The organism is Methanosarcina mazei S-6, from assembly GCF_000970205.1.
GTDB lineage: Archaea > Halobacteriota > Methanosarcinia > Methanosarcinales > Methanosarcinaceae > Methanosarcina > Methanosarcina mazei.
In genome coordinates this window covers 3034851-3058058 of sequence record NZ_CP009512.1, presented here as the reverse complement: position 1 = coordinate 3058058, position 23208 = coordinate 3034851, and the positions used below count along the sequence as shown (strand labels likewise).

Sequence of the window (23208 nt, the reverse complement as noted above, 5' to 3'; positions counted from 1 at the left end):
AAGGAATGGGATATAAAAATGGATGCGAATGAAAAAAAGGAAGTTATCAAAAAGAAGTATCAGGAAATTGCAATTTTAGGGGGCTCCTGCTGTTCTGGCGGATGCTGCGGTGATTCTAACTCAACAGACCTTTCCAGGTCACTTGGTTATTCCGAATCTGACGTTCAGGCTGTTCCGGATGCGAATATGGGTCTTGGCTGCGGCAATCCTACCGCTTTTGCAGAACTGAAACCCGGAGATGTCGTTCTGGATCTGGGTTCTGGCGGGGGTTTTGATTGTTTTCTTGCTGCACAGAAAATAGGAAGCTCAGGAAAAGTTATCGGGGTCGATATGACTCTTGAAATGGTTGAAAAAGCGCAGGCTAATGCCCGAAAATATGGCTACTCAAATGTAGAATTCCGCCATGGGGATATTGAGTCTCTTCCGGTTAAAGATAGTTCTGTGGATGTTATTATCAGTAACTGTGTTATTAACCTGGCTCCTGATAAGGAAAAAGTTTTCAGAGAGGCGTTCCGTGTTCTGAAACCGGAAGGCAGAATGTATATTTCGGACATGGTTCTCCTTGATGAGCTGCCTGAAGAACTTAAAAATGACAGTGAGCTGCTTGCGGGTTGTATTGCTGGTGCCGTTTTAAAAGAGGAATATTTGGGGCTTCTGAAAAAGGCAGGGTTTTCGGTTGAAATCCTGAATGAAGATTTAGATATCAGTAAAAGGCAATACAGAGATTTGCCAGTCGAAAGCCTGAAATTAAAAGCCCGGGTGTAATAGAAGACAGGACAAATATGGAATAAAGTATGGGTGGATATCAGCAGTTCCTGATGGTTACTCTTACCGATTTTCAATTTTTCTCTTAATACTTAAAGAACCTTTACTATTCTCCCTCATTTTTAATACATGACCTGACAGATTAAAGAACCATCACAATGATAATTAATTATTATATGCAATAACAGTCATATGGTACCAAATACGGGATCAAAAGAAAAAAGAAAGTTCTTTTTTTACGCACCCACAACTCAGCCAGATCCCGGATGGCTGAAGGTCTTTTGAGGAATATTTATGGAAGTCGATACGAGGCTTACAGCGCCGGTATTATGGCCACAAATGTTAATCCGTATGCTGTTCGAGTTATGAAGGAAATTGGCATTGACATCTCCAGTCAATACTCCAAAACTCATAAAGAATTCCAGGATGTCATTTTTGACATGGCAGTCACAGTATGTGATCGGGCTAAAGTTTCCTGTCCTATCTGCAGTACAAACCTGGAGGTTCCAGCCGAATACCCAAGAGCAAGAGAGGTGATTCAGAAAAGTTTTGAGGATCCCGCTGCAACTTTGGGATCAGAAGAAGAGAAGCTTAAGATCTTCCGCCAGATCAGAGATGAGATAAAAGACTGGATCATCCGGATATTTGAGAAATGATCCAGGTCTTTGATCTACATGCTTGGTATGGTTCCTAAGCTTTTATAAGGTTTTCACAGTGTCAGCAGATTTGCAAGATATCCTGCAATCACAGCTATTGAAAAAACCGTTATCATGAAGGCTGTAAGTAGTCTCTTCTTGAATATTGATGACAGAAGTGTCAGCTCGGGTATGCTGGCTCCTGCACCGCCTATTATCAGTGCCAGAACAGCTCCCACACTCATTCCCTTTTCGATGAGTGCCAGTCCTATAGGAATCATAGTCTCAGCCCGGATATAGATGGGGACACCAATAATTGCAGCAACAGGAACCGCTAGAGGATTGCTCGGTCCGGCAACGCGGGTGATAACTTCTGTTGGTACAAATCCGTGAATAAATGCCCCAATTCCTGCTCCCAAGAGGAGATAAGGCATAAGCTGACGGAAAAGGCTAAACGCGAATACTGCAGACCGCTGTATTCTGGACTTCGCATTTGTGTCCTGCTCACAATCACAACGGTTTCTTACAACAGCAACTGGCTTAATCTGATTGGAAAAGCCTAACCAGTCAAGTAAGAGACCTATAGCAATTGTAGACATAAAAACGACGACAAAATAAAGAGCAGTTACCTTCCAGCCCAGCAGAATGACAAACAGAGATATTATCACCGGGTTTAGTAAAGGCGACGAGAATAGGAATGCCATTGCTGCAGCAAAAGGTGCACCAGCCTTAAGCATTCCCAGGAGAAGCGGTATGGTTGAACAGGAGCAGAAAGGGGTAATTGCACCAAATCCTGCCCCAAGGATACTGCCTATAACTTTATTCCGCCCACCAAGGGCTCTTTTTATGGTCTCGTCCGGCACATACTCCTGACTCAGCCCCACTAGAAAAGTTATACCTATAAATAAAATAGTTAGCTCAACGGAGATCTCAATAAAGAACTTAGCCGCCACAGTTAAATTATCCCAGAACATTTTGATCTTCCTTCAAAATTATTTTTTCCTTTAAATTACCGAAAGCTACAGCTATTGGAACCTTGAAAACACCAGACACCCTCTCAGGAACGCGACTTTTGTGAAGCTTTAACCCTTTTTAAGGGATACAGATCCGGTTCTTAATGCTACTTTTAAAAATATAACTTTCTGAAATCTCATCTTTCATGAAGCAGTTTTGCCTGGTTAAGTATTTCAATAACTGCTCCTTCCGAGAGACGAAAGTAAGACCATTTTCCTTCTTTCCGTTCTTTGACCAGGCCCGCACTCTTCAATACCGAAAGATGGTGAGAAACAGTCGATTGGGAACTGGAAAGAGCAATAGTTAATTCGCAGGCACAGAGTTCTCCTTCTTTTAATAGTTTTACAATTTTGAGGCGATTGGGATCTGCAAGGGCTTTAAAAATCCTGGCTTCTGAGTATAGTGCTTCTTCATCCAGCCCATTTACCAGAGAACTGAGCTTTTGCGTTCTTACCTCTAACTGATCTCTGTCAAAAATAAAACGTTCCAATCTTCCAATTTCCACTTCACGCTTTCTTTTGTTCACATCTGATTTTCTTTCAGCTTTCATGAATTTACCTGCAGCAGCTGCCTCCACTTCCTATAGGAAGTAGCATGTTTTTACACTGTTCTTTTGATCAGCACTTCACACACATCTTTATATTTCCTAAGTCCCTGTGATTGGCTCTGAGTAACGAATCTTCCTCTTTTCCACAAATTGAGCATACGGGATTCATTTCCATCGACTCACGACAAAATCTTTTAGTAAATGGCAACACTACATATTCACACACGTAGATATGATTATTTTCTTTTCCCCTGCCAGTATGTCTCGTACTCCTCAAGTACTGCGACTTTTAACTTATCCAGTCCTTCTTCGGGTATTTCATTTATTTTTGTAAGGGTTCGGATAAGTTCTTCTATATCTATATTTTCAGGTGTCTTGCCTGCAGAAAAATATTTTTCGAATTCTTCATCTAATCCGGCAATTTCCATATCTTTGTTGTCAACTTTTATTTTTTTTACACTTACGATAGAAGGGCCGCAGCAACAGCAACTTTTGTCGCTTCCAACCAATTTTCCAAGCAAATTTTTTCCAAGTTTGCCCATCTAAGAACATCTCCATTAGAGATCTATAAGATATATCATGAATTGTTGATATTTATGTCTATCGATATGATATAAAATGATAACGATTTCAAAAAATACAAACTTCAAGATAGAAAAAATAGGCCTATGTGGCTTTTCATGATGTTCGATCGAAACTACGATATTAGCCGCTTTCAAGGTTGACAATTATATTGTAATTTCTAAGTGAGGGACCAAGAATAGCAAGGGCAGAGATAAGGATTAATAAGCAATTAAGACCGTGGAAATTCATCAGGATAATTCAATTCAGTATTAATTCCTGGCTTTAGAAAAGTATATATCTTTCACATTCAATGTATCTTGATATGATTAATGAAAAAAACTTACAAATTTTCAAGGCTCTTAGCGAAGATACAAGGTATAGAATCATCAAGGCTCTAATTGAATCTGAGTGCAAATGTGGGGAAAATAAACACGGTAATAAAGGTGAAATATGCGCATGTGAAATTCCAGAAATTATTGGTAAGACTCAATCCAATACCTCAATGCACCTTGCAAAACTACAGGACTGGGGGATAATTAAAGTAAGAAAAGAAGGCAAAAAGAGATTATATTCCATACAAAACGAAAAAATCAGGAAAATCCTGGAAGTCCTTGAAGAGTAATGTTTAGTATTATTATAGAAACTTTTAGTATTATTGTAGAATCTTTTAGTATTATTATAGAAAGTTTTAGTATTATTATAGGAACTTTTAGTATTATTATAGTAACTTTTAGTATTATTATAGAATCTTTTAGTATTCTTATAGAAACCTTATGAGCTGTGTTCCCTGAAAGTTATGAGTGGATTAAAGTTTTTTTCAGGATCTCATAAATAACAATATTCTCCTTTTAGGCAGTGTGCCTAATTTGCTGTAAAATCACAAATCTCAATAAGTTATTGGGGAAGAAATCTCGCCTCAAGAGAACCAAATTTCATTCAGTATGCAATAATTTGACTTTGAATTCACAGAAAATTCGCAACACTGCCTCCTTTTAAATGAAATAAGTTCTTCTTACTCTTTCTCTTCAGAAAACCGACCTTCACTCTTTGAACTAACAGGCATTTATCTGAAGGAGGAAGTTTTCTTTTTTCATCGAAACTCATTTATTTATTTCAAGTTTTAGGGACTCTTTTTCTATATTTCATCTTTTTTCTGTCCCGTGAATTTGCTGTTTTTCTCTGAAAATATCTGGGAAGGCTTGCTGGTAGCTGTAAATGTATAATGGTGTTCCATGCGTCTTCGGTTAAGTGATGAATCGTGATAAATTGCCTCCATTCCTACGACATTCATCAAATATTTAATTTCATTATAGGCATGAACAGAATATCGATTTCATGTAAATCGACCAAAATTTAAGATAGGCTTCTGGTGCAAAATCGATAGCTTTCAGGCAAAAAAATTCCTTAACCGATGACCAATGAATGGTGTTCAAAATAAAGAAAATATTCCGAGACCAATGGAAATATTTATATAGCACACAATATATCAATATATATTGATATATTTGAAGATTGAAGCAACAGTAATAAAATGATGGATACAAAGGAGGGTCTAAAATGGTCGATATATTTTATCCTCTTCAATGGATTGCTGACAAACTGACATATGAGATCTTAGGGATTGCATCTGATACACGCCTTGCATCCAGTGTTAATTTTGTTATTTATGATGTAATGAAAATTTTCGTCCTTTTAGCTGTAATGATTTTTGTTGTTTCCTATATAAGGACATACATTACTCCCGAAAGAACAAGGCAGGTTCTTGGAAGTAAGAAAGGAATCAGATATTATTTTCTTGCATCTCTCATCGGAACAGTAACTCCTTTTTGTTCTTGTTCGTCTGTCCCGATCTTCATAGGATTTGTTGAAGCTGGAGTGCCTCTGGGAGTTACTTTCGCTTTTCTGATCACCTCTCCTCTTGTAAACGAAGCTGCTGTAGCCGCTCTATGGGCAACTCTCGGCCTTAAGGCTACGGTAATCTATATTGTTTCAGGAGTCATACTGGGCGTGTTGGGGGGATATCTAATTGGCCTTCTTAAACTCGAAAAATATGTCGAAGGCTTTGTTTACAAGATGAAAGTAGGAAAGCACAGTGTGGAAGATCAAAAACTAATAATGAAGGAAAGAGCAGAATATGCCTTTGAAAGTGTAAAAGAAATTGTGGGCAGAGTATGGCTCTATGTAATAATAGGAGTCGCTATCGGAGGTATTTTCCATGGATATGCGCCCGAAGGAATACTCGAAAAATACGCTGGTAAGGACAATCTACTTGCAGTGCCAGTTGCGGTCCTTATTGGGGTGCCCCTTTATTCGAATATCATGGCTATGATCCCTATTGTAGAGAGCTTGATTGGAAAAGGACTGCCTGTAGGGACTGCCCTTGCTTTTCTTATGTCTGTTACAGCAGTGTCTCTGCCTGAGATGATTATTCTTAGAAAAGTACTGAAAAAAGAATTGATTGCGATATTTGTTTCAATTGTAGCATTATCGATAATTTTTACAGGTTATTTGTTCAATGTGTTGTTGTAAATCTGCCAATGTCTTACAAATTTTTGAAATTAAATGTCAAATAAGCCAAAATAGGAACAGAACTTAAATAACAGAGGAAAGCGTATGAAAATAGAAATTCTCGGAACAGGATGCCCCAAATGCAAAAAAACAAAAGAAACGATTGAAAAAGTATTGAAGCAAACTGGAGTTGAAGCTGAAGTAATTAAAGTTGAGGATATTGAAAAAATTATGAGCTACGGCGTTATGGTCACTCCTGCAGTTGTTATTGATGGTGAAGTAAAACTTGCAGGTAAAGTCCCGGATGAAAAAGATGTTCGAAAATGGATAATCTAAGAACTTAATTGACTGATATCAAAGGTGGCACATTGTCTGAATTTACTGTAAATTCTACGATCTGTGGTTTTGTACACAAGATACATGGAAGCAAAAAAGGAAACAAAATTATTGTTGATATTGAAACCCCCTGTGAGAAGATAAAAAAATTCTCTCACATGGAAGTCCCCATGATGGAAATTCTCGATATCAAGAACAATTATGTCATTGATAGAGCACAGGAAGCGCAGTGCTCCTCTAATTGCCTTGTACCATGTGCAGTGCTCAATCTATGCAGAATGGAAAGCGGTTTCCTTGCAAAATCCCTGGTAAAAAAAGCAGGCAGTATCAGTATAGAGTTTAATGAAGTTTAAACAAAGAGGCGAATTTTATCCTTTTTTAATTTTGGACATTATATTCTTCTTTACCTCAGGTTCGTATTTCTTCCAGCTATGTTCATTAATTTCGGGCATAGAAAGTTCCGGGGCTTCGCCTCTTTCTTTTCCGCTGCAGGAATCGATTGCCTGCTGGATGACTGCAGGGTCGGTTGTCCCGACAAGGTCAATAACTTCAATTTCCCTGAGGAAGCGGGATATTGCGGTTGCCGGGATGTCGTCAAGATAAGGGATCACTCCTTCTGACCCGATAATCCTTTTTGACCCTCCGAAAGCAGAAACCCCATTTTCGGCAAGTGCCAGCAGGGACTGCCCGGCAAAATGGTCGCTTTCCTGTCCGCAGACAACCAGGCAGCTGATGCGGGGATTCGAAAGCACATTAACTATTACCTTCTCAATTCCAAAATTTTCCGTAAAACAGGTTCCACAGATGGCGTAGTTTTTCAGGTTCAGGCTTTGATAGTCAGAAGCGAGGGTTACTACTGCCACAGGAGATTTTGGATCTCCTACTATATAATCGCCGGAAATTACAGGCCATCCCATGTAAAAGCTCCTTTTCCGAGTAGTTCTTCATGTTAAACGGTTTTTTAGTTCACTTTTTGATAACTTGCATTTCATTTTTAATGAGCTGTTAATTATGATATTAATTTCGATTTGACTTTAGGAAGCTGAGTTCTGTATGAGCCTACACTTTTAACCATATTCCTATTGATTTTTCCTTGTTGATTTGGACATTTTTTTCCAATTTTTTTAAAAATTTAAGAAGAGTTACCTGCCTTTATGCAGGGAGAATTTGATTTCAGGTGATAATTATGTTTCTTCTGGTCTACAAAGAGAGGATCTGCATAGAAGTCAGTTGTTGAACTCGCGTTTTTATAGTTACCCGCAGAATTATTGTAAAGGCAGTTATTTTCCAGCACAAAACTATGTGTTTCAGGGAGATAATTGATTACTGCATATCCGGTCCCATCTGGATTCTCTGTGCGTTTCTGGGTATTCACTATAATATTGTTGCGGACGGTTGTTGTGTGTCCCGTACCTGCAGGTGAAAGGTCCGTGACTTTACCATCCGGGTACATATGGATTACTGCAGCGTGGTACACACCATCGAATATATTGTTCTCTATAAGAGTATCGTAAAAGCCACTTGTTACGATGCCACCGACCCAGTTTATACTCGGATTAGTACCCGTACTATAAAATGTATTTCGATGAATATGGATATTCTGCGCCTCTTTTTTGGGATAAGAAGAGTCGTATCCTATCAACCATAATCCGGGTCCGAAGGTGTTGTGAATAGAATTATTGTAGATTTCTATATCATTCATAACTCCGGTAGTTTTTTCAATCAGGATTCCAGGGCCGCCTGCGTTCCTGTCAAATGTGGAATTAATAATGTTATCATAGAACTTCACATGATTCGAATTCCAGACTCTGAGGCCACTGTTAGTTCTGCAGGTTATCGTATTATTCCAGGCTTTTACGTTTGTGCACTCAATAGCATAAAGCCCATCATGTCCAAGCTTATATATTTTGTTATTATAAAACTGAATATTTTTACCGTGGTTAATCCTTAATCCGTCACCGTGGCCGTCATGCATATACATATTATAAACTTTTATGTTTTTCGCACTGGTGAAATAAATTATATTATAGTAGCCTCTACCTTTAGAACGATCAGTGTTGTTATCATGATTGCCATCGATTTCAAACCCACGAATAATTACATCGGTTATTTCTGAGTCTCCATATTTCCCAATCAGGGGGATCATGGGAGAATTGGTCCACCCTGCATGATCAACCAGTTTGATAACAGCATCAGGGTCTCCCTCAAGAATCGTGTTGCTTTGCATGTAAATGGTACTGTTGATAGTATAGGTAAAGGGACCTTTAAGATAAACAGTATTATATCCTGGTGTTTCTGCTACGAATTTAAGAGCCTGGTTTATCTCTACCTGGTCAGCCTCTCCGTCACAGTTGAAATCTCCACTTCTATCGCCTGTAACATATACCTTTTTATTTAAAGGTATAGGAGAATATTCGGATTTTATGGCATAAAGAATGAAAATTCCCATTGCAATCAGGAAAACAAGAATTACAATGGATGCTCCTATCTTTTTTTTGTTTTGCCTTACATACCTCAAATATTTTTCATCCATTTTTATCCCTTACTTTAAAATACAAACTCCACATTGAGAAAGTCTTAAACGTGGATCCTGGGTATAGCCTGATAAGACAAACTTATTAATTGTTTTTTAAAAACCCTTGCCAGCTTTCATGATTCGATTCTGAGTCAGTTGCTCAAACGTGCAATTCTCTCATACCTACTCCCACAACCAGCAGATTTGTTTCCGTAGGAGGATGGTTCCAGCCGTCAGGAGAAACGGTCTTTTTCTCACTAGAGATTTCAACCTGGTTGCCACTGAGCCCACATTCTTTCATATAATCTTCAACAAGCTTTTTTCCAATCTCGGTTGCTTTCTCCAAAGCTTTTGAGTAAGTCTCAAATTTCAGTCTGCTTCCCGGGGCAAAGACAAGAAAATCCCTGTCAGGAGACATGAGGCTCTCTGGCCTTATGAGAATTTCAGCTCTTTTGATTCCTTTTCCTACAAGTGCTCCAACTGCATTCCCTACCTCGGCATGTTCTGGAACCAGGATATCTGCATCTATCAGTTCTTCCAGTTCCTTTCTATGCGCTCTAACAGGTCCTCCAAGCAGGACAACAGGAAGTTGCAGTTTGAATTTTGCGGGATAGTCTACGTCCAAAATCTTCTCAATGGATTCGCATGGGACACCTGTCAGGATATACGAGAGAAGATGAAGTGCCATATTTCTGGCAACTTTCTTTTTTACGGCAGTACAGAATTCTATTGGTGTCATGCGCATGAGTCTTCCAAGCCTTTCTGCTCCTGTACGCGAAGCTTCTTCACGCCAGGCTGTGTATTCCCCTAACACATGCAGAGCGTCTGTTGGTGTAAAGCCAATTACCTGAACAAGGCGTTTTTTGATGAGACAGTCAAGCGTCTGAGGATGAAAGTCTTTTCTTGTAAGGGCTGATATTTCGAACACAGAAACAGGTTCTTCTCCTATTACCTTCAGTACTTCGGCTTCGGCTTTACTCAGCTCACCTGCAATATATCCTGATCTGGCAAAAAACTTTGTGGGCTGAATGTTCTCACACAGATTTTCTCTGGCAGGCATTGGAGTCCTTTTGAGATTATTCAGAAAATTTGGGTATTTTACTGCAGCGACTGCAAGCGGTATAACTCTCCTGGGTCCAAGGTAGAGTTCCCTATTTACTGTCCAGATGTGGCTGTCCCCGCCTGTAGCCGTTGTTTCCATCCTTATCGCTCTAACGCGGGTTTTCCAGCCCCCTACAACAGCTCCCTCGTTGTTCAGATCAGGAACGCCTATATGGATCGAGGAGATGTCCGTACTTGTGCCTCCTACATCAATTACGGCACAGGTCTCAAGTCCAGAGAGGTAAGAAGCTCCAATAAGACTTGCTGCCGGACCTGAGAATATAGTTTCTATTGGCTTTCTCAGGGCATCTTTGATTCCGACAACTGAACCGTCACATTTTAGCATAAGGAGCCTGGCATTAATTCCCCGCTCTTTTATATCTGTGATTATGGACTGTACGAACTGCCCTGTTATGGGGATTAGCTGCGCATTAAGAAAAGCTGTTACTGCCCTTTCGTAAGCTCCCAGTTCCTGGGAAAGCTCATGCCCGCAAACCACAGGCAGCCCCGTAAGCTCAAGGATTCGGTCCTTTGCTTTCAGTTCGTGTTCCGGGTTTCTAGTGCTAAAATATGACGATATGGCAAAAGCTAAAACCCTGCCCTTAACATTAAGGGAGAATTTCTCAATAGCTTCCAGGTTGAGTGAAGCCTTTTCTTCCCCATTGTGGTCGTGTCCACCTGTAACATAAAGTACATATTCGGTCGGTAGTTCTCGTTCAAGTGGATGATCTCCTATAAGGATCACGGCTACTGGAAAACCAGTGCCCTCTAGAATTGTATTGGTAGAAAGAGTTGTGGAAACCGAAACCAGCTTTGTGTTTTTCAGGTAATCAGGGTTCAGGCTGTCGAGTACGTTTTTGATACCAGGGTGAAGATCCGGGTAGGTTGTAAGTGCCTTATTTGAATCGACAATGATGCCATCCGAGTCCCTTATAATCACAGCATCTGTGTATGTGCCTCCTGCATCAATCCCCAGGCTATACTGCATGTTGAAACTACTCCTTTTTTGCTACTTTTTTAAGGAAATTATTGATATTCTTTTATTTTCACAATTATCCATTTTATTTAAATTTATAAAGCACATAAAGTTAGATATCAACGAAATTTGATATATCCTAGAGACTTGAGATTACTATTCACTCTCATTAAGTTCTAAATTAAAAAGATGATAAAGAAAACTTGCAAGACTAAAAAGTAGAAGGTTATACATTGACTGAAATTACCGTAAATTCTACTATCTGTGATTTTGTCCATACAATCCGCGGAAGCAAAAAAGGAAGTAAAATTGTTGTTGACATCGAAACCCCATGCGAAAAGATAAAGAAATTTTCTCTTATGGAAATCCCAGTGAATGAAATTCTTGATATCAAGAATAATTACGTGATTGATAAAGCACAGGAAGCTAGGTGCTGCTCAAATTGCCTTGTGCCCTGCGCAGTACTCAACCTTTGCAAACTGGAATGTGGATTTCTTGCCAGATCTCTGGCAAAAAAAGCAGGCAGCCTAAGTATCGAATTTAATGATGTTTGAAATTATCTTTCCTGCAATGGGACACATTTGTAGATATTGATTTTTTTTCAGTTCTCACAACAGTATCAGTCTTCATTTTTCGATTCTTCAGATTTTTCCTCCCATAAAATCGGCCCATATACGTTTTCACCATACATATCTAACCAGCAGAACCGTGAGCCTCCGGATATTCTAAATACTTCAGGGAGTATATCGTCTTCTACAGGCACAAAATTATTCTTGTCCTTCTGCTCCCGTTTAATTCTAATGTGATCTCCAATTATGTCTCCCATTTGTCCAGAATTTGAGACATTACCGTTTATTGCCGGTTTTTGGCTGGCATATTTATCTTCAATATACAGTGCGATAATTCCCACAACTACCATAGCAGCTATAAAAACTTCAATAACAGCGTGTATTATACCTTGCTTAGCTAGAGTACAGGCCATCGGGTGAAACAATAAACCAGGTATCTGGATGATTGACCCGGAAAATGCAGAAGTTCCGAAATTATTCCAGCAAGGATTGGCTCCAAAATAATGCAAAATCAGGGCATCGGGGACCAGAAACAGTATTATTTTCGTAAGGATTAGAGTATTAAATGAATAAAGAAAAAATTTAATGGTTCTTTTTTTCAATTTCTTCAGGCCAGGAAGTGTTTTATCTCTTTCCGGGAATAAAGAAAGAAATAAGCTTTTCCCATTCAAAAGTCCAGAGGTAGAAATATTACCAAACATCACTTTTCCCCAATTTTCTGAAAATATACCTGATTTGCTTTTCAAATGTATATTAGATTTTTACTTCAACTTTATTTTAAATAATCTTTTTAGCCTTAAAATGATAGAGTTCTCAGTATATTGCAGGGTATCAGCTGACTTCACTAAGGGTAAAAGGTTTTTAAATTAATCAGGATCTCCACTCATGATATTATTGCATGGTACTTATACTCATAATACATGGACTTCACATACTCCATCTTGAAACCATGTTTATTTGCAATGTTTTCTATTGTATGGGGCTTATGAGTGTATCCGAGAATATCTTTTGGACGGTTTTTAAGAGTCGCCAGGAAAATTGTACGCGTTTCAAAAGCTATCCTACGAAGAATTTTATCTACTCCGAAATCTCGTGAGAATAGCCCTATTTTCCATAGCGGGTATAACCGAGGGTCCAGAAGGTCAAAGAGAATTATTTTGCCTCCTTTGTTCAAATGCTTCATAGCACTGGCAATAAAATTATCAACTTTTTCATATGTGAGGTACTGGATCACTTCGGCTGCAGTTATCCGGTCAAAGGAAAAATCAAGCTTTTCCCAGACATTCTTATCATTAGCCAGTATTAAATTTACATTTTCACACTTTCTTCCCCTGACCCTTTTGCCTGCCTCTTCAAGCATTGATGCGGAAAAATCAGCTCCTACGAGCTTTTCATATTCGAGAGAATAATAAACCAGAAGCTCTCCTGCGCCGCAGCCAAAATCAAGAAGGGTTTTGCCCCCATTCAGATGGTACAGCTTTTCTCTGGCCTCTTTGGATAAAAATTCTTCAGCTGAAGATCTGTGCCCTCCTCTCTTCTTATCTGCAAAGAACTCTTCCCATACATTTTTTGATTTCGACACGTTTTTTGTACCTCATAAACTGCTATTTTATTCACTTATTACATACATCAAAGTTTTACATCTGATGTTGCGTCAATCCTCATAAATCATACGATTTTGAACCGCCTGTAATCGATTACACTCAGTTTAACGCTGACGTGAACAGTCTTCTGAGATATTCATTTGTTCAGGCTTCAGACAACTGAATTTAAAAATCAGCATCAAAGTATCTGAAGCACAGAAGTATTTCATAATCTCTAATGTGCCTCATGCTGTTCTTTAAAGGTATGAATCCCATAGCTGTTTCAAATATATTTGAAATAATCTATATAAAAGTAACCGGTTGTAATATTTTTGGGATGATTGTTAATCATTTTTAACCGGGTAAAAAACAGATGACAAGTCCGGAATGTTATAGAGGTGCTGGATTTTTAAATAACATATTTAAGTAGCTGAGAGCTGTCAACCTGAAATGTTAATAAGAGAGTATTCTTTTCAAGAGAGCATTTCTTTTCCAGAAATATGAAATTTCTAATTCCTTAAAGTTTCAATGATATCCTCTCAAACATAATTTTGGAGCTAAAAAGGGATCGCCCATTATTAAAGTTCTGAGTGTCGAGTATTTAATAACACTGAGTATATAAAGATCATAATAACTTATCTTGAATTGTGCTTTTTTGTCAGTTCTTTTGTCACTTCTTTCATCATTTCTCCAACAAGCGAAGCTTTTTCGCAGTGAGAGGCTTCTTTCGGGCTGCAGTTTATGAGAATGCTCATTAACCTATCCGCTGTCCTGTAGTATTTCATGTCTTCGAGCCTGACCAGAAGGTTAGATAAAGTTTCACTAAACTCTCTGCATTTTTCATGGTCGCAGACTGCTTGCTCATGCAACCTGCTCGCTTGTTCTAATCCCTAAATAATCTCAGGTGGGAGCTTTTCGGTCATATAAAGTCATCCTGTCCAGTGACGCTTATTTCATGTCTGCTGGCTTTCGTTTAAAATGTATATGCATGTTTACAGTGTTCCATTACATCCTCTATAAAAACAGCGTAAAAGTTCTCAGGAACCATAGCTTTCTCTCTGGCGTTTACAGCCCTTGCTTCGAGGTCTTCCTGACAGGCATAAACCATACATCCCGGAAGCTCTCGTATGCCGCAAAGAAGATGATAAACTCCGTCGCCTGCAAGGTAAAGCCTTGCATTTCCGGAGCGAGCAGCCAGTTTAAGGCACAATTCTGCCCGTGGACTGAAAGGAGGCTTTGTCAACAGGAATACATCATATTCTTCTTGCACACTATTACCTCTTTCTTAAAATAAGATAACGAAGTCTGAGTTTTCCATCTCTTCAAGAAAATCCTCTTCATCTACAAGTTCTATGGTCTCTATCAGAGTTTCACCAAAAAGTCCCCTTTCAATCAGTGAGGGTTCATGCACAATTACTCTTAACTCTCCATATGAGTAGAGAATGTCTGAAAGATTTGGAACTCCAAGCTCTGTGCTATCCTGGTCAGCAGCTGCAAGATAAACTCCATCTCCATAAAGGCCGAAAGTAACGCTCACTTCCGTAAGACTTACTGCAGCCGCATTCAATGCTCCAAAGGCTTTTTCATTTCCGTATGGGGCAGTATCCAGCAGACAGAAAACCGATTTCATCATTAGACCTCTTTTTGGTGGTTTATCTTGACAGTGAGATTACCCTGTCACTCTTTTTCAGCATTTCTGAGAGTTCATAAAGACTGGAAATTTTTATCCCGGTGAGATAATCCTCACAGTTACTTCCTTTCAGAGTATTGTCCTCTTCTGCCAGGTAGCCGCGTGCAGCAGCACACCTTGCACAGGCTCTGATTATGGCTCCTTTCTCTGCCAGCCCGGTGAAAAGTTCACTCACATTATTAAAAAATGAAGGGTTTTGGCTTTTTTTAGGGATATGCACTGCATCCAGGTAAAGGAATATGTTCACCTGATTTTGTTTAAGTGCTTCTTCAGCGAGTTTGGAGGCGATTTCAGCATATTCTGAAATATAAGGGCCATCGGTGAGCACTATAGTAAGTGTCTTCAAATTTCCTCCTAACAAGATATATTTTATTAATAGTTTAGATGTAATTAACCAGAACCTCAAGATGCTCCTGATTATTTGCGTATTCCGGCTCTTTAAGGGGTGTACACAATTCCAGAGCTGCCTGTCTGGCCATAAGCTTGATGGCAAAGCTGTAACATCCCTGCTCGCCACATCTGCCACAGTTGGTTTGGGGCAGGTGTTTATATATCTCCATAAGATTAACCTTTATCTTTTCTCTGGGAGCTGGGGCTTCGCCTTTTGCAATAGCCTCATTGATAATACTCTTCAGTCTTTCAAGTTCTTCTTTAGCTTCGTTTTCGTTTTTGACCATTCTGATGGAGACTTTCCCACTACCGTAAATAGTTGTGATGATTTCTCCTTTTTGAATTATCAAGCTATTTTTTCTATCTGAATAACTACTTCTTTGAAAGAGAGGTTCAAGGAGTTTCAAAACTCTACCAGGTGGTGGGGTTATATTTGAACTTATCCTGAGTCTTGAGGCATCAGCTATGCAGGGCAAAACCTGTCTGATACTTGCAATCTCTATTGGTTTTGACTGGGAGAAATCAGTGGTTTCTTCAGGATTTGTCTCTTTTTTACCTTTCAGAAAATTCTTTCCGTACTCACTTAACTTTGCAGTTTCTTCTTCTAGCTCGATAAGGCCCGCATCTTTGAGAATCTTGAGATGAAAGTCAAGCGCTACCTTCTCAACTATCTCTCCTATTTCCCCGGTACTTCTATAACCGTCCGCCAGGAAGTTAATTATCTTCCTTCGAGTACCGTTGGCCATAGCAAAGTTTACTAGCTTTGTCTCGTTCGGATTCTCCGTCATTTTTAACACCAGGAGGCTATTTCCGCCAGGTAATTTTTTCAGGCGTACACGTTGCTTACAGGCTCTGATCACAACTCATTTTCCACAACCTGATGAAGAAATCTCTATGAAAAATAAAAAAGAAAATATATGACTTTTTTGGATATTTTCTTACTTCTGGATGCTAATTATTCCAATAATATCGTTTAAGAGCATCTTCAGCGAGTTTGCAGGAGAATTTAACCTATCTGGAGTATGATAAAGAGCTATCAATGAGCACTATAATCAAGGTGTTTTAATGTGCTCCAATCAGATGAATTTCATAAAACCTAATCAGATATATGCACTAAGGACTTGCAGATGCTCCAGGTTTGTTGCATAGCCCGGTTCTTTTAGAGGTGTGCATTTGTCCAGAGTGATCTCTCCTCCCATAAGCTTTATTGCAAAGGTATAACAGCTCTGTTCACCACATTTGCCACAGTTGGTCTGAGGCAGGTATTTGTAGATCTCCATAGGTTCAACCCTGACTTTTTCTCTTGGTGCTGGAGCAACACCTTTTGCAATTGCTTCATTGATAGTATTTTTAAGGCTCTGGAGAGATTCTCTGGCTTCCGCCTCACTTTTTATCATTGTCATGGTCACCTTTCCAGTGCCGTAAACAGTTGTAATAATTTCTCCTTTTTGAATTATCAGAGCGCCTATTTTGTCCGAATATTTGCCTCTGGGAAAGAGTGGTTCAAGAACCTTGAGAGTTCCACCTAGATGAGGGGCTATATTTGCAATTACCCTGAACTTTGAGGAATCGGCTATACAGGGCAAAAGCTGTCTGACCTCAGTAATCTCTATTGGTTTTGCCTGAGAAATATCTGCAGTTTTATCTGCACCTTTCTCCTCTTTCTCTTTAAGGAAATTCCTGCCATATTCGCTCAGTCTCACAGTCCCTTCTTCAATCTCGATCAGGCTTGCCTGTTGAAGGAGTTTTAGATGGAAATCAAGCATAGTCTTTCCCACTTCTCCCCCGATTTCTTCAGCACTTTTGTCTCCTGCCGATAAAAAGTTCATTATCTTCCGTCGGGTAACATTGGACATAGCATTGTTTACCAGTTTTATTTCATTAGGATTTCCGGGCACTTTACCACCTGCGAAGGTTACAAAAATTTAACTCAGTTTTTGACATAATAATATCAGGCGTTCTTCTTCCAAAAATGAAATTCAATTCTCTTAATCAATATGGATCTGATTCATAAAAACCCACAAGGTAAATATCAAGAAAGATTGATATGAATTTTAGAATTTAACATATAAATTTGTGTTCATTATATCCTGAGGTATAATTTTTACAGGTATTTTTTTCTGTAAGTATGCCGGATTCGTTCAGATAGAACGAATAGAAGAAACCGGAAAAATGGACAAAGAACAAGTGGATAAAACTGAGTAATTTCAATTTCTCTAATAAAATGAATTTGTAACTGGATGAGATCTAACTAAAGTTAACTAAAGTAAAAAACTGAGATCTAACTAAAGTAAAAAACTGAGATCTAACTAAAGTAAAAAACTGAGATCTAACTAAAGCAAAAAACTGAGATCTAACTAAAGTAAAAAACTGAGATCTAACTAAAGTAAAAAACTGAGATCTAACTAAAGTAAAAAACTGAGATCTAACTAAAGTAAAAAACTGAGATCTAACTAAAGTGAATACATAGAAAGAAGATCACAGAAAGAAAATCACAAGAAATTACAGAGAGAAGGATCAAGAAAAACATCACAGAAATATATTTGAAGAATATCCGGCTGGCTGACAAGTTCTTTATACAGACAGCCGCCGGCAAATTTCTCAAAAGTGGATAAAATAAATATTCAGGAATAAAGAAGTTAAAAGGAATTTGCAAGACCGGGTACAGAGATGTTCTGTAACCTGGCGTTTTTTGCATTTATCCTTCGAGGACAATCTCAATGTTTATGTCCTTTGGGACCTGGATTCTCATGAGCTGGCGGAGTGCTCTTTCATCGGCTGCGATGTCGATGAGCCTCTTGTGTACGCGCATTTCCCAGTGGTCCCATGTTGCTGTCCCATCACCGCTTGGACTCTTCCTTGTAGGGACGACCAGCTTCTTTGTTGGAAGTGGAACAGGTCCTGATATATTTACTCCTGTCCTTTCCGCAATTGATTTTACCTGGTTGCAGACTCCGTCCAGATCCTTGGGACTGATGCCTGACAATCTTATTCTAGCTTTTTGCATAACCTTTTTTCTCCTTAAAAAATGAAAAAAGGAGAGTGTTATTTCTGCTTAACACTCATGCACATGCCTGCGGCAATTGTCATACCCATATCACGGATAGCGAACCTGCCGAGCTGTGGAATTTCTTTTACGGGCTCGATGACCATCGGCTTTGTTGGCTTGATGGTAACGATTGCTGCATCTCCTGCCTTAAGGAAAGTCGGGTTTTCTTCCTTAACCTGGCCAGTCTTCGGGTCCAGCTTCTTGTTAAGAGCGATCAGCTGGCATGCGATCTGGGAGGTGTGGGCGTGGAAAACAGGTGTGTAACCTGCAGTGATTGCTGAGGGGTGCTGAAGGACCACGATCTGTCCGACAAACTCGTCAGCTACCTTTGGTGGGTTGTCAGCATGGCCACAAACGTCTCCTCTGCGGACGTCGTTCTTTCCGATACCACGGACGTTCCAGCCGATGTTGTCTCCAGGGGTTGCCTGTGGAATTTCTTCATGGTGCATTTCAATGGACTTAACTTCACCGCCGGCTCCGCCGGGCATGAAGACTACCTTGTCACCCTTCTTCATAACACCGGTTTCAACTCTGCCTACAGGCACAGTTCCGATACCGGAGATAGTGTATGCGTCTTCGACAGGGATCCTGAGAGGGAGAGTGGACGGCTTTTCAGGCTCCTTAAGGCTGTTGAGGGCTTCCATGATTGCCGGGCCCTTGTACCAGGGAGTCTTGTCGCTGAGCTTCAGGATGTTGTCACCGTGGAATGCAGAGGTCGGGATGAAGGGGATTTCGCTTGGCTTGAACCCGATCATCTTAAGGATACCGGATACCTGCTCAACGACTTCCTTGTACCTTGCTTCGCTGTAGTCTACTGCGTCCATCTTGTTGATTGCAACAATAAGCTGGTTGATGCCGAGTGTCCTGGAAAGGAAGATGTGTTCCTTGGTCTGGGCCATGACACCATCAGGGGCTGCGACAACGAGAACAGCTGCATCAGCCTGGGAAGCGCCTGTAATCATGTTCTTAACGAAGTCACGGTGGCCAGGGCAGTCCACGACTGTAAAGTAGAACTTGTCTGTGTCGAATCTCTTGTGAGCGATGTCGATTGTGATACCTCTTTCACGCTCTTCCTTAAGAGAGTCCATAACCCATGCAAAAGCGAAGGATTCCTTACCTTTCTGTTTTGCTTCTTCCTTGTACTTCTCGATAATGTGAGCAGGTACAGCTCCTGCATCATACATTAAACGTCCTACGAATGTTGACTTTCCGTGGTCAATGTGACCAATCACTGCTAAATTCATGTGCGGTTTGTCTGCTGCCATTTATTATTCTCCTTTATAAATTCTGGATGAGTTTCAATGCTATATCTAATCATAGTATATTAATATTAGGGCAGATCTCGTAATGATCAGACCTTCTCCGGTCTTCTTTCAACCATTACTTAAAATTTCCCGATTCGAACATTTATCGGGTCAAATTGATTTGAATTTCCAGCGGCCTGGACTGTTTTCCCCATTATAGGCATACCTTGTTTTAAACCTTTCCCATCGACTTAACCATCAAAAGATTTCTGGACTCTTCTCTTTGAAGACATCCTTATCTTTCTCCTGTGAACGGACAGGAAAGTTTGTGATCCGGTTTATGCCTGAATAAGGTGAAGCGGAAAATAGTTCCGCTTACATTGAAAGGTAGTCAGAAGCTTTGGGAAGATCCTTCTTCAGACCCTTCCTTTCTCTGATCTGGCCAACAATTTCGGTCAGGATGCTTGACGGCACAACGTCAAAGCCTCCGAACTCAGTGCTCCACATGGCACGTCCTTCGGTTGCTGACCTTATCTCTCCGGCAAATCCGAACATCTCAGCCACAGGTACTCTTGCTTCGATAATTGCCAGGTCTCCCTCTGTGGTCATGTTAAGGATAACACCACGGCGGCCCTGAAGTTCCTTTGTTGCACCACCCATAAGGAGCTGGGGTACCTGGACAAAGACCTTCTGGTAAGGTTCAAGAAGGCTGTCCTCTGCCATGAGCATACCAGCCTGGATTGCCTGCCTTGATGCAGGGATAATCTGAGCAGGACCTCTGTGGATTGCGTCTTCGTGGAGCTTTGCATCTACAAGTACGCATTTTACATTAGCCACAGGTTCCCTGGTAAGCGGGCCTGCACGCATAACCTCTTCAAACCCGTCAAGCACCAGTTCCATGGTTTCATTAAGGTACTGGATACCTTTGGTCTGATCGATGAAGATATTGGAATTGAAGATGCCGGCAATGCCTTTTGCCTGTTCTTTGTCCATGCCGAGCTCAATAAGTTTCTGTCTCCTCTCAAGTTCAGGCATGTTCATAGTGATTTCCCCTTCCTTGATTGCGCTGACAATCTCGAGGTCAAGGGGCTCAACAGAGATATAGAATCTGTTGTGCCTGTTCGGAGACTTCCCTTCAATGGGTTCAGTCTTCTTCTTTATTGTTTCCCGGTAAACGACAATAGGCTTGCTTGTGGTGATTTCCACGTTCTTGTCCCTTTCGATCCTGTGGGCAATGACTTCAAGGTGAAGTTCACCCATACCTGCCATCAGGTGTTCCCCGGTTTCCTCGTCCAGAGTAATCTGGAGAGTCGGGTCTTCCTTTGCTACCTGCCTGAGAACCTCAATAAGCTTGGGGAGGTCTTTGGTGTGTTTTGCTTCTACAGCCACTGTCACCACAGGTTCGCTTACGTGCCTGATGCTTTCGAAAGGAGTCATTCCGTCAAGAGTTGTTACGGTGGAACCTACGATTGCGTCCTTTAATCCGGTAACTGCAGCAATGTTTCCTGCAGGGATCTTGTCCACTTCAAGCCTTTCCGGACCCATGAAGATGCCTACCTGCTGGACTCTGCTCTTCTTTGCAGTCCCTGAGGTGTAAACTTCCATACCACGGGTAAGAGATCCGCTGAACAGCCTTCCTGTTGCGACTTCTCCTGCGTGGGGGTCAACGGAAATGTCGGTTACCATGAATGCGAGGTCTCCATCTGCATGTGCATGGGTCATGGACTTTCCGACCTCGGAGTTCTCGTCTCCGTGCCAGATGACCTTCACTCTTCCCTGCTGAGCTACAAGAGGGTTTGGCAGGAAGTGAATAACCATGTCAAGGACAGCTTCGTGCAGAGGGCACTTTTCTGCCAGGGTCTTCATATCTCCGGCTTTACAGTATTCATATACATCATTAAAGGAAACCCCGGTCTTCTTCATCATAGGAACGCTGATTGCCCAGTTGTAAAGGGCTGACCCGAAAGCTACGGTTCCGGCTGCAGCATCTACTTTCCAGCCTGCCTTGAACTTTTCGGGGTTCATGTTCTTGATGAGTTTGTTAACGTGGTCAATGACCTTTCCGAGGCGGACCTGCATTTCCTGGGAATCGACCTGCAGCTCATTGATGAGCCTGTCTACCTTGTTAACGAAAAGCACGGGCCTTACGTGTTCCCTGAGAGCCTGCCTCAGCACAGTCTCGGTCTGGGGCATAGTGCCTTCTACTGCGTCAACTACCACTACCGCACCGTCTACTGCTCTCATGGCACGGGTAACGTCTCCACCGAAGTCAACGTGACCCGGTGTGTCTATAAGGTTGATCAGGTAGTCTTCATTATCGAATGTGTGAACCATGGAAACGTTGGAGGCATCAATTGTAATACCTCTTGCCTGTTCCTCTTCATCGGAGTCCATGAATAGCTGTCTTCCGGCAAGTTCCTTGGAAATCATGCCTGCGCCTGCTAACAGGTTGTCCGATAATGTGGTTTTACCGTGGTCAATGTGTGCAACGATTCCTATGTTTCTGATCCTCTGCGGATCGTTCATGAGCGTTGTCACACGCTCGACCATTTTCTTTCTTCGTCCCATGCTAATACCTTTTAAGCAAAATGTGAATGTTTATATGTTTATTCAGGAAAGGCCCGTAAACGATTAACGGGCTGCCTTCGCAACTCTTTCCTTTGCATCCTTTCTGTTGATGGAGAAGGATTTTGTATCGCGGTTTGCTGCACCTATAAGTTCGGTTGCAAGACACTCTGCAACAGAGCGCTTGGATTTGAAGGCTGCAGCGTTTGTTCCCATGCTGATGTAGCGAAGAGCGGTGTCAACACGCCTCTGAGGTGCGGTGTCAACTGCTTTTGGAACCGAGATTCCGCCGTACTTCAGCCTGACCACTTCTTCTCTGGGGCCTGCATTTGCAATGGCGTCCACGAGAATCTGGATAGGGTTCTGCTGGGTCTTCCTGTTGATGATATCAAAAGCCTCTTCGACTGCGCGGAGGGTCACCTGCTTCTTTCCAGTGTTTGTTTCTGTCCTCATGAGGTTGTTTGCGAGGCGCTCTACAATGGAAATTTCGGATTTGTTAAACTGCTGCCTGGCATGTTTCCCACTGCTGTGCGGAACAATTACAGGTGCAAGACTGACATAGCGCTTAATTCCGAGATCCCTGACCTCAACTTCCGTAGGGTCCCATTTCCCAAAAATCTTGTACAAAAAAATCATCTCCTGGGTTTTTCCAATCTGCCGATGACCAGCTGGTTCAGGGACACGTTGTTTACGGCAATTACTTTAAAACGTACGCCGGGAATGTCACCCATAGCACCGCCCATTCGGCCTCCGATCCTTTCTACGGTAACTTCATCGTGTTCGTCAATGAAGTTTACTGCACCGTCTCCGGGACAGAAAGCGGTTACCTGACGCCCGTTTTTAATGAGCTGGATTCTTACGCATTTCCTGATTGCGGAGTTCGGCTGTTTGGCTTCGACTCCTACTTTTTCCAATACTATTCCCCGACCCTGAGGTGCACCACCAAGCGGGTCAGCCTTAACATTCAGACCAAGAACACGCCTGCCGTAGTATGTGTCTTTCCAGCGGGCATCTTTCCTGGTTTGTTTGAGTATATTAGCTGCATATTTTCCTTTAGCCATAGTAAATTCTCCGTTAATAATTGATCACAGTTTCCTGATTTTGCATCAAATGCAAGAATTGTCCTTCAACGCCGGATTAATGGATCAACGTAAATT

Annotated in this window: 25 protein-coding genes and 1 pseudogene; 7 read left to right on the top strand and 19 right to left on the bottom strand. The window is 41.0% G+C overall.

What is annotated here, in order from left to right; translation table 11 throughout:
• Positions 1-18: 18 nt before the first annotated feature.
• Positions 19-765, top strand: a complete 747-nt coding sequence (locus tag MSMAS_RS13080; protein WP_011034171.1) for an arsenite methyltransferase — start codon at positions 19-21, stop codon at positions 763-765.
• 209 nt (positions 766-974) lie between these two features.
• Entirely contained in the window at positions 975-1421 is a 447-nt protein-coding gene (locus MSMAS_RS13075) for an arsenate reductase ArsC (protein ID WP_080942087.1), read from the top strand.
• 53 nt (positions 1422-1474) lie between these two features.
• On the opposite strand, the gene MSMAS_RS13070 is transcribed toward MSMAS_RS13075, so the two are convergent.
• The 3 genes from MSMAS_RS13070 to MSMAS_RS13060 all read right to left on the bottom strand — a co-directional run bounded on the left by MSMAS_RS13070 (position 1475) and on the right by MSMAS_RS13060 (position 3503).
• Entirely contained in the window at positions 1475-2374 is a 900-nt protein-coding gene (locus MSMAS_RS13070) for a permease (protein ID WP_048046613.1), read from the bottom strand.
• A 176-nt stretch (positions 2375-2550) separates the two neighbouring features.
• Positions 2551-2964, bottom strand: a complete 414-nt coding sequence (locus MSMAS_RS13065; RefSeq protein WP_015412408.1) for an ArsR/SmtB family transcription factor — start codon at positions 2962-2964, stop codon at positions 2551-2553.
• A gap of 233 nt (positions 2965-3197) precedes the next feature.
• A complete protein-coding gene (locus tag MSMAS_RS13060; protein ID WP_048038305.1) occupies positions 3198-3503 on the bottom strand; it encodes a hypothetical protein in 306 nt (101 codons plus the stop codon).
• 344 nt (positions 3504-3847) lie between these two features.
• Between MSMAS_RS13060 and MSMAS_RS13055 the strand changes: the two genes are divergently transcribed.
• The 4 genes from MSMAS_RS13055 (at position 3848) to MSMAS_RS13040 (ending at position 6722) form a co-directional block, all read left to right on the top strand.
• Complete coding sequence (locus MSMAS_RS13055) at positions 3848-4147, top strand: ArsR/SmtB family transcription factor (RefSeq protein ID WP_226987588.1); 300 nt, start codon at positions 3848-3850, stop codon at positions 4145-4147.
• A 935-nt stretch (positions 4148-5082) separates the two neighbouring features.
• Positions 5083-6054, top strand: coding sequence for a permease (locus tag MSMAS_RS13050; protein ID WP_048041038.1), 972 nt, complete (start codon positions 5083-5085; stop codon positions 6052-6054).
• An 84-nt stretch (positions 6055-6138) separates the two neighbouring features.
• Positions 6139-6369 carry a thioredoxin family protein gene (locus MSMAS_RS13045; RefSeq protein WP_048041041.1) on the top strand — a complete coding sequence of 77 codons (231 nt, stop codon included), beginning with the start codon at positions 6139-6141 and terminating at the stop codon, positions 6367-6369.
• Positions 6370-6401: 32 nt separating this feature from the next.
• On the top strand, positions 6402-6722 hold the full coding sequence (locus MSMAS_RS13040; protein WP_011034178.1) for a DUF6951 family protein: 321 nt from the start codon (positions 6402-6404) through the stop codon (positions 6720-6722).
• 15 nt (positions 6723-6737) lie between these two features.
• Here MSMAS_RS13040 and MSMAS_RS13035 read toward each other — a convergent pair.
• From MSMAS_RS13035 to MSMAS_RS13025, 3 genes and pseudogenes are all read right to left on the bottom strand, one after another.
• Positions 6738-7289 (bottom strand): annotated as a pseudogene (locus MSMAS_RS13035) (tetrahydromethanopterin S-methyltransferase subunit A); the annotation flags it as partial.
• 212 nt (positions 7290-7501) lie between these two features.
• Complete coding sequence (locus MSMAS_RS13030; protein ID WP_011034180.1) at positions 7502-8902, bottom strand: right-handed parallel beta-helix repeat-containing protein; 1401 nt, start codon at positions 8900-8902, stop codon at positions 7502-7504.
• A gap of 142 nt (positions 8903-9044) precedes the next feature.
• The gene (locus MSMAS_RS13025; protein ID WP_048041043.1) at positions 9045-10973 is read right to left on the bottom strand and encodes a hydantoinase/oxoprolinase family protein; all 1929 of its coding nucleotides are present in this window, start codon (positions 10971-10973) and stop codon (positions 9045-9047) included.
• A gap of 221 nt (positions 10974-11194) precedes the next feature.
• Between MSMAS_RS13025 and MSMAS_RS13020 the strand changes: the two genes are divergently transcribed.
• Positions 11195-11515, top strand: coding sequence for a DUF6951 family protein (locus MSMAS_RS13020; protein WP_011034182.1), 321 nt, complete (start codon positions 11195-11197; stop codon positions 11513-11515).
• 65 nt (positions 11516-11580) lie between these two features.
• On the opposite strand, the gene MSMAS_RS13015 is transcribed toward MSMAS_RS13020, so the two are convergent.
• The 13 genes from MSMAS_RS13015 to MSMAS_RS12955 form a co-directional block, all read right to left on the bottom strand.
• Positions 11581-12276: a hypothetical protein gene (locus tag MSMAS_RS13015; protein WP_155395265.1), complete on the bottom strand. Its 696-nt coding sequence runs from the start codon at positions 12274-12276 to the stop codon at positions 11581-11583.
• 137 nt (positions 12277-12413) lie between these two features.
• A complete protein-coding gene (locus MSMAS_RS13010; RefSeq protein ID WP_011034184.1) occupies positions 12414-13112 on the bottom strand; it encodes a class I SAM-dependent methyltransferase in 699 nt (232 codons plus the stop codon).
• 636 nt (positions 13113-13748) lie between these two features.
• A complete protein-coding gene (locus tag MSMAS_RS13005; RefSeq protein WP_011034185.1) occupies positions 13749-13982 on the bottom strand; it encodes a hypothetical protein in 234 nt (77 codons plus the stop codon).
• 104 nt (positions 13983-14086) lie between these two features.
• On the bottom strand, positions 14087-14383 hold the full coding sequence (gene tusB / locus MSMAS_RS13000; protein WP_015412418.1) for a sulfurtransferase complex subunit TusB: 297 nt from the start codon (positions 14381-14383) through the stop codon (positions 14087-14089).
• Positions 14384-14398: 15 nt separating this feature from the next.
• A complete protein-coding gene (locus MSMAS_RS12995; protein ID WP_230633263.1) occupies positions 14399-14746 on the bottom strand; it encodes a DsrE family protein in 348 nt (115 codons plus the stop codon).
• Positions 14747-14765: 19 nt separating this feature from the next.
• The gene (locus MSMAS_RS12990; protein ID WP_080942086.1) at positions 14766-15149 is read right to left on the bottom strand and encodes a DsrE/DsrF/TusD sulfur relay family protein; all 384 of its coding nucleotides are present in this window, start codon (positions 15147-15149) and stop codon (positions 14766-14768) included.
• A gap of 34 nt (positions 15150-15183) precedes the next feature.
• Positions 15184-15981: a (Fe-S)-binding protein gene (locus tag MSMAS_RS12985; RefSeq protein WP_048046604.1), complete on the bottom strand. Its 798-nt coding sequence runs from the start codon at positions 15979-15981 to the stop codon at positions 15184-15186.
• A 312-nt stretch (positions 15982-16293) separates the two neighbouring features.
• Positions 16294-17091, bottom strand: coding sequence for a (Fe-S)-binding protein (locus MSMAS_RS12980; protein WP_048040219.1), 798 nt, complete (start codon positions 17089-17091; stop codon positions 16294-16296).
• Between the two features lie 800 nt (positions 17092-17891).
• Positions 17892-18200, bottom strand: coding sequence for a 30S ribosomal protein S10 (gene rpsJ / locus MSMAS_RS12975; RefSeq protein ID WP_011021276.1), 309 nt, complete (start codon positions 18198-18200; stop codon positions 17892-17894).
• 38 nt (positions 18201-18238) lie between these two features.
• Positions 18239-19507, bottom strand: coding sequence for a translation elongation factor EF-1 subunit alpha (tuf, locus tag MSMAS_RS12970; protein ID WP_048038813.1), 1269 nt, complete (start codon positions 19505-19507; stop codon positions 18239-18241).
• Between the two features lie 354 nt (positions 19508-19861).
• Entirely contained in the window at positions 19862-22054 is a 2193-nt protein-coding gene (locus MSMAS_RS12965; RefSeq protein ID WP_011034192.1) for an elongation factor EF-2, read from the bottom strand.
• Positions 22055-22117: 63 nt separating this feature from the next.
• Positions 22118-22687, bottom strand: a complete 570-nt coding sequence (locus MSMAS_RS12960) for a 30S ribosomal protein S7 (protein WP_011034193.1) — start codon at positions 22685-22687, stop codon at positions 22118-22120.
• A complete protein-coding gene (locus MSMAS_RS12955; protein WP_011034194.1) occupies positions 22684-23112 on the bottom strand; it encodes a 30S ribosomal protein S12 in 429 nt (142 codons plus the stop codon). Before MSMAS_RS12955 ends, MSMAS_RS12960 begins: the two co-directional genes overlap by 4 nt.
• Positions 23113-23208 lie beyond the last annotated feature (96 nt).